The 6,038-nt window shown below is 67.4% G+C and carries 7 protein-coding genes; 4 read left to right on the top strand and 3 right to left on the bottom strand.

Annotation, left to right across the window (positions count from 1 at the left end):
- Positions 1–209 precede the first annotated feature (209 nt).
- The gene (locus ACZ4FV_RS24920; RefSeq protein WP_465323278.1) at positions 210–782 is read left to right on the top strand and encodes an ArsR/SmtB family transcription factor; all 573 of its coding nucleotides are present in this window, start codon (positions 210–212) and stop codon (positions 780–782) included.
- Entirely contained in the window at positions 779–2,083 is a 1,305-nt protein-coding gene (locus ACZ4FV_RS24915; protein WP_395865544.1) for an MFS transporter, read from the top strand. Before ACZ4FV_RS24920 ends, ACZ4FV_RS24915 begins: the two co-directional genes overlap by 4 nt.
- Before the next feature lie 598 nt (positions 2,084–2,681).
- Here the strand turns inward: ACZ4FV_RS24915 and ACZ4FV_RS24910 are convergent.
- Both ACZ4FV_RS24910 and ACZ4FV_RS24905 read right to left on the bottom strand, forming a co-directional pair.
- Entirely contained in the window at positions 2,682–3,464 is a 783-nt protein-coding gene (locus tag ACZ4FV_RS24910) for a phosphotransferase family protein (protein WP_465323277.1), read from the bottom strand.
- A 242-nt stretch (positions 3,465–3,706) separates the two neighbouring features.
- Positions 3,707–3,997, bottom strand: a complete 291-nt coding sequence (locus ACZ4FV_RS24905; protein ID WP_465323276.1) for a hypothetical protein — start codon at positions 3,995–3,997, stop codon at positions 3,707–3,709.
- Between the two features lie 425 nt (positions 3,998–4,422).
- Between ACZ4FV_RS24905 and ACZ4FV_RS24900 the strand changes: the two genes are divergently transcribed.
- Both ACZ4FV_RS24900 and ACZ4FV_RS24895 read left to right on the top strand, forming a co-directional pair.
- A complete protein-coding gene (locus ACZ4FV_RS24900) occupies positions 4,423–5,289 on the top strand; it encodes a helix-turn-helix domain-containing protein (RefSeq protein ID WP_465323275.1) in 867 nt (288 codons plus the stop codon).
- A complete protein-coding gene (locus tag ACZ4FV_RS24895) occupies positions 5,286–5,483 on the top strand; it encodes a DUF397 domain-containing protein (RefSeq protein WP_465323274.1) in 198 nt (65 codons plus the stop codon). The genes ACZ4FV_RS24900 and ACZ4FV_RS24895 overlap by 4 nt, the downstream gene beginning before the upstream one ends.
- A gap of 99 nt (positions 5,484–5,582) precedes the next feature.
- On the opposite strand, the gene ACZ4FV_RS24890 is transcribed toward ACZ4FV_RS24895, so the two are convergent.
- Positions 5,583–6,038 (bottom strand): GNAT family N-acetyltransferase, encoded by a 456-nt coding sequence (locus tag ACZ4FV_RS24890; RefSeq protein WP_465323273.1) that lies wholly within the window; start codon positions 6,036–6,038, stop codon positions 5,583–5,585.

Here is a 6,038-nt window from a genome sequence, read left to right as displayed (position 1 = left end):
AGCCCCGCGCCACGACCCCGGAAAGACCGTGAAACGAGCCGAATCCATCACCGAACACATGCGCGCGAAACAGCAGTTGGGTTAAACACCAAGCTGAGGTCGGGCAACCTGCTCGGCCGACCCGCCGTGGCGTTTGCAGAGAACCATTTGCAGAGACTTCTTTGCCAAGAGTCCTTTGCAGAGAAGTCTCTGCATATTAGAGTCGAGCCATGCCCAATCCACTTCCGCGGATGGACGCCCGCAGCCTGCGTGGCCTGGCCCACCCGCTACGCATGCGCATCGTCGAACTTCTCAAGCTGGACGGCCCCGCGACCGCCACCCGGCTCGCCGCGCGACTCGGCGAGAGCACCGGCACGGTCAGTTGGCACCTGCGCACCCTGGCCGAGCACGGCTTCATCGAGGACGACCCGGACCGCGGCACCAAGCGCGAGCGCTGGTGGCGGGCCGTCTACAACCCGCGCCAGCTCAACACCAGCGACTTCCGGGACGACCCGGAGACGAGCGGCGCGCTGGCGGTCTACGAGGACGAGGCCCTGCGGCAGCAGGCCGACCGCATGGTGGCCACGTACGCCGACGCCCAGGAGATGGGCCCGGAATGGGTGCGGGCCCGAGCCGTCTCGGACTGGAGCGGCGCGCGCCTGACGGCCGATCAGATGGCCGAGCTCAACGATCGTGTGGTCGCGCTCGTGAGCGAGTACACGCAAGCACCGGAGCAGCCCGGCGCGATCACGGTGGTGCTGCAGTACCAGGCCCTTCCGCGCCGATCCCAGGAACCGACATGAGTGGACTGCTGCGCCGACACCGCGACTTCCGACTGTTGTGGTTCGGTGAGACCGCGGGCAAGTTCGGCGCCTCGGTCACCAGCGTCTCGATGCCGCTGATCGCGGTCTCCACGCTGGACGCGAGCACGTTCCAGGTCGGCCTCCTCAGCGCGGCGGCCTGGTTGCCGTGGCTGCTGATCGGGCTGCCGGTGGGCGTGTGGGTGGACCGAATAGCGCGACGTCCGATCATGCTCGGCGCCGCGGCGGCGTCCTGCGCGCTGTTCCTGGCGGTTCCACTGGCGCACTTCGCGGGGTTGTCGAGTGTCGGCCTGCTGCTGGCGATCACGCTCGCGACCGGGGTGTCCGCGGTCTTCTTCCAGACCGCGTACACCGCCTACCTGCCGAGCCTGCTGGGGCCCGCCGACCAAGCCGAGGGCAACAGCAAGTTGCACGGCAGCGCGTCCGCCGCGCAGATCGCGGGGGTCGGTGCGGGCGGCCTGATCGCGCAACTGGTGGGCGCGGTCAACGGGATGTTCGTCAACGCGGGCACGTTCCTGACCTCGTTCACGTGTCTGCTGGGCATCCGGCACCGCGAACCGCCGCACGAGCCGGGCGGGATGGCCGGAGCGGCCGGGGCGGCCGACTCGGGGACCGGACGTTCGCTGGTGCGCGAGATCGGCGAGGGCCTGCGGTTGGTCGCGCACGACCGGTGGTTGCGTACGTTCGCGCTGTTCGGTGGCGCGTCCAATCTCGGCCTGGTCGGGCTGCAATCGATCCAAGTGGTCTTCCTGGTCCGGACCGTGGGGGTCAGCCCCGGCGTGGTCGGCGGCCTGATCGCGATCGGTTCGCTCGGGGGCGTCGCGGGGGCGTTCGTCGGGCGCCGGGTCGCGGCGCGGATCGGCACCGCGCGGGCCACGATCGTGTTCGAGTTGGGCCTGCCGGTGCTTGTCCTGCTGGTGCCGCTGACCGGTGGGGGCGTACGGCTCGTGCTGTTCATGGTGGGCAACTTCGCGATGGTGGCCGGCGTCGTGGCGGGCAACGTGATCAAGGCGGGCTTCCAACAGCGCTACTGCCCGCCGCGGTTGCTGGGTCGGATGACCGCGAGCATGCAGTTCGTCAACTACGGCACGATCCCGCTGGGCGCGGTCCTGGCCGGCACCCTGGGCTCGACGATCGGGGTCCGTCCCACGGTCTGGGTGATGGCGGCGGCGATCCCGGCCGCGGCCCTGATCCTGTTCTTCTCGCCGATGGCCCACCAGCGTGATCTGCCCACGGCCAGGGAGGACGACGTCGACACGCGCGTGGCGCAGCGGGTCGCGTGAGATCGCGCGTCGGTCCGGAACGCCGCGCCGGTCCCGAGTCCCAGGTGGGACTCGGGACCGGCGTGTGCGTCCGTCGTGTCAGCGGCAGCGGCAGCGGCAGTGGTAGGGCGGGGCGGGGCGGGGATCAGGCTGTTGCCCCCGCGCCACGGGCCGGGCGGGGGCGGCGGTGGGACGCGGGTCGGGGGTGGCATCCGGGGACTGCGTCGGCGAGGTGCGCTTGTCCGGCTTCGGCGATCCTGCGCCTGCGCTCGGCGACTTCTCGGGGCGTCATCAGGTACGGAGGGACGACCGTCGCCGAGTCCTGCACGGGCGGGCCGTCGTCGGTGACGGGGGAAAGGGCGGGCGGTACGAAGGTGCGCCACTGGGGGTGGGTCTGCGGCTTCGGGTTGGCGGGACGGCTCGGTCGGGGGCGCGTCGGTGCGGTGGGTCGGGCGGGCTGCCCGTCCGGCTTCGGCGGGGTGCGTCGTAGGCGCAGCCATCCGAAGACGGCAGCGATAAAGTGGGTCACGTCGTCAGCTCCTCTTAAGCTGTCGGCCGATCCCGGGACCGTTCCAGCGGTCGCCGGGGCTTCTTTCATGTGTGGGTCACGACGGGGTCGTCACCGATTGAGCAGAGACATCCAACGCGCCACGTGCTCCGGACTGTCGGCGCACTCGGCGGTTGCCCCGGCCACGTAAGCGCGGATGCCTGCTCGGCTTGCCATCCGCCACGCCGGGAACCGAGTCAGCCACGCGCGTGCCTGCGCCGGGTCGTGTCCGCTGAAGAGCAGCCACATGTACAGACCGGCGTACTCCGCCCACGCGGGACCGAGCACGGCGCGGCCCCAATCGACCAGCACGGCTTGCGTGTCGTATCCGGCGTATCGAAGCATCACGTTCGACGGCACAAGGTCGTTGTGAAGCAAGTGGGTGCCGGACAACAACGATCGTTCGTCCCGGTTCAGGTGTTCCGCCCACTGGTCGGCGAGCGTCGGCAGCGCAAGGCCGTGCGGCGGGCGGATCCGTTGAACCGCCCGCAGCGTCGCCGACAGGTATCCGAGGTCCTTGTGGCCAGGGGACAGGTCCGCATTTCCGCCGGCCACATAGCCGAAGAGGAGAAGCGTCCATCCGTCCTCGGAGACACGCCCGAGCAACGGCGCGGCGTACCTGGCCACGAGTGGGGCGAGCAGGGTCTCTCGCCGGTACTGCTCGATCGTGGCGGTGTCGTGGTCGGGTGCGGCCTTTGCGAACACCCGTCCGGTGCCGGTGATGAGCGCGCCTGTGAACGGTGCGTCGCTGTGCCAGGTGGTGATGCGCTCGGACTCGAGTACCGGCCCCGTGACCGACTCGACGGAGGACCGCAGCCCCTCGGGCAGTTCGGACCATGTGTAGCGCTTGCTCATCGCGGCCTTTCGGTGGTCACGGGGTCGATGCTGTCCTACTTCTTGGTGCGTACCGCGGTGCAGTGCTTGCACCTGTCGGCGTGGTTGTAGTGCCACCACTCGTGGGCGCAGTTCGGGTCGCCGCCGGTGATCTCGTACTCGTCGTTTGCCATGTGCCCTGCCTTTCGTGTTGGTAACGCTCGGATGGTGCGAACCCCGCCCGGTGTCCTTCCCCGAGCCACCGGGCGGAGCGAACATGAGTGTCAACGTGGCGACTTGACCCGGTACAACTCGGAGCCCTTCAGCAGGTACGGCATGCCGGTCGGCGGACACACCATGACCACTTGGTCGTTGTCGAGCCCGGCGGAGTCCTCGGCCCTTTCGACGCATCCGGCGGGGTGGGCGTCGTGGTCGAGCCCGGGACGCGGTGCGACCCAGTCGCCGACGGAGTGGCGCAAGGGTTCGGGCTGTTCTCGCGGGGGCAACTCCCGTGCCACGACGATCGGCACGGCTTCCCCGTCCACACCGACCACGAACCCCGCCCCACGGCTCACGACAACCGCCCACGAGGTGCACCCCGAACGACCAACCGGGGATACCGAGCACGAACCCGACGGATGATCCACCGCCGAATGGCGTACTGATCCACGCTCAACGTCCGCACCCCACCGGGCGGATGCATCGATTTCGTCATGCCACTCCCTTGCAAGACCACGCGCCCCGGCGCCGGGACCACGCGCGACCGAGACCGACGCCGGGGCAGTTCAAGGCGCGACGGATCGGCCGCGCGACGGGGCGCGGCCGACTCCCAAGATCACCAGTGTGTGTCGGTGATGTCGCTGTATGTAGCCTGCTCTGGTGTGGGTGATAGTGCAAGTCCCTACTTCAGAGACCCCCATTTTGGATGAGCCGACCTTGTTGAGCCTGTCCGTCGCCCGGCAGACTGCTGCCCGAGCGGGCAAACCTTGGGAGGGTGTAGGTGACCGTCAACCGCAACCCGACCGTCCGTCAGAGACGGTTGGCGCGGACGCTGCGAGAGATCCGTGTCGGTGCAGGCAAGACGATTGCCCATGCGGCAGGCACACTTTCGTGTGCAGAGTCAAAGATCAGTCGCATCGAAGGTGGCCAGTCGGGTATCCGACTCGTCGACCTTCGTTTGCTCCTCGACTCGTACGGCGTCGATGACGCGGGTGTCCGTTCGCGCTTGGAAGAATTGTCGAGAGACAGTCGACAGCGGGGTTGGTGGAATCGCTATGCCCAGGATCTCAACCCGATGTACGCCGATTACATTGCTCTGGAAGCTGATGCGTCGGAGTTCCTGAGCGTCCAGCCTTTCTTGATTCCGGGGCTTCTGCAGACCGAGAGCTACACCCGTGCCGTCGTCAAGGCACAGATGCCGGAAGCGACAGCGGATCAAGTCGACACCCTGACGAAGGTTCGCCAAGAGCGTCGCTCGGTTCTCACTCGGCCGGACTCCCTGACGCTGTGGGTCGTGCTTTCGGAATGGGTGCTCGGTCAGGAGATCGGCGGCCAAGCGGTCATGCGAGAACAGCTGGACCATGTCATCGACATGGCCGGTGAGCCCAACGTCAACCTCCAGATCCTTCCGAAGACTTCGGAAGCTCACGCCGCCCTGTTCGGGCCGTTTGTCATTCTGACGTTCCCCGATCCCGCCGAAACCGACGTCGTCTATGTGGATGGCATGGTCAGTACCATCTACATCGAAGAGCCTGACGAAGTTGTCAAGTATTCCGCGCTGGCCCGCCGCGTGGTTGCGGACGCACATTCGTATAAGAAGTCGCTCGCGCTGATAAAGCGCACCGTCAATGAAATGGGGCCCAAATGACCGAGGATATTCGGATAGCGACCTCCGCTCTCGCTTGGAGGAAATCCTCGTACTCCGGCGCGCAAAGCGAATGCGTGGAGGTGGCGCCATACACGGCGGGTGCTGCCGTGCGTGATAGAAATTACCCGAGTGTGGGGAACCTGATAATCAACGAGACATCCTGGTCGGCTCTGACTGCCTCTCTGCGCGCCTGATTCGCGCTTTGGGTGCCCCTTCGCCTTGGCCACGCGTGACGGAGGTCCGCTCCCCGCCCGCCCGACCGATGACTCAATCGGCGACGGCCTGGAGCGCAACTACGAGCGAGGGCCGATCGGTCGGGAGGGCGAGACGTCGAACGGCAGGTCTCGGTGGAAGACGGCCATCGGCTGGTCGGGGCCGTTGTAGTCGTCGACGATCTTTGCTTCGAAGCCGAGGCTGCGATGGAAGGCGATCGAGCCGGTGTTCTCGACCGACGTGATCGCCTTCAACCGCTGTGCACCCTGATGCTCGGCCGCTTCGGCGAACGCCGTATACAGGCGACGTCCGAGACCGCTTCCGCGAGCGTCGTCCCGTGTGGCGATCAGGTGCACGTACCCGGTGCCTTCCGGGGTGACGAACCCGAAGACGTACCCACGGATACCGTCCTCGGCTCGGGCGACCAGGCAGGTCGCACCGAACTCCTGTACCAGTGCGAGTAGATGCAGCGATCGGAGATCGCGTTTGCCCCAATAGCGGGGGTGGTCGGCCAGGACCCGGTGGTAGTCGCCCAC

The sequence above is a fragment of the Embleya sp. NPDC025285 genome, assembly GCF_055558835.1.
Note: the sequence above shows the minus strand (reverse complement) of the source record. Positions and strands in the feature narration are given on the sequence as shown.

What these genes read in the sequence shown, in the direction of transcription:
- ACZ4FV_RS24920 (WP_465323278.1), top strand. Translation starts at nt 210, where the DNA reads ATGCCCAATCCACTTCCGCGGATGGACGCCCGCAGCCTGCGTGGCCTG.
- ACZ4FV_RS24915 (WP_395865544.1), top strand. Translation starts at nt 779, where the DNA reads ATGAGTGGACTGCTGCGCCGACACCGCGACTTCCGACTGTTGTGGTTC.
- ACZ4FV_RS24910 (WP_465323277.1), bottom strand. Translation starts at nt 3,464, where the DNA reads ATGAGCAAGCGCTACACATGGTCCGAACTGCCCGAGGGGCTGCGGTCC.
- ACZ4FV_RS24895 (WP_465323274.1), top strand. Translation starts at nt 5,286, where the DNA reads ATGACCGAGGATATTCGGATAGCGACCTCCGCTCTCGCTTGGAGGAAA.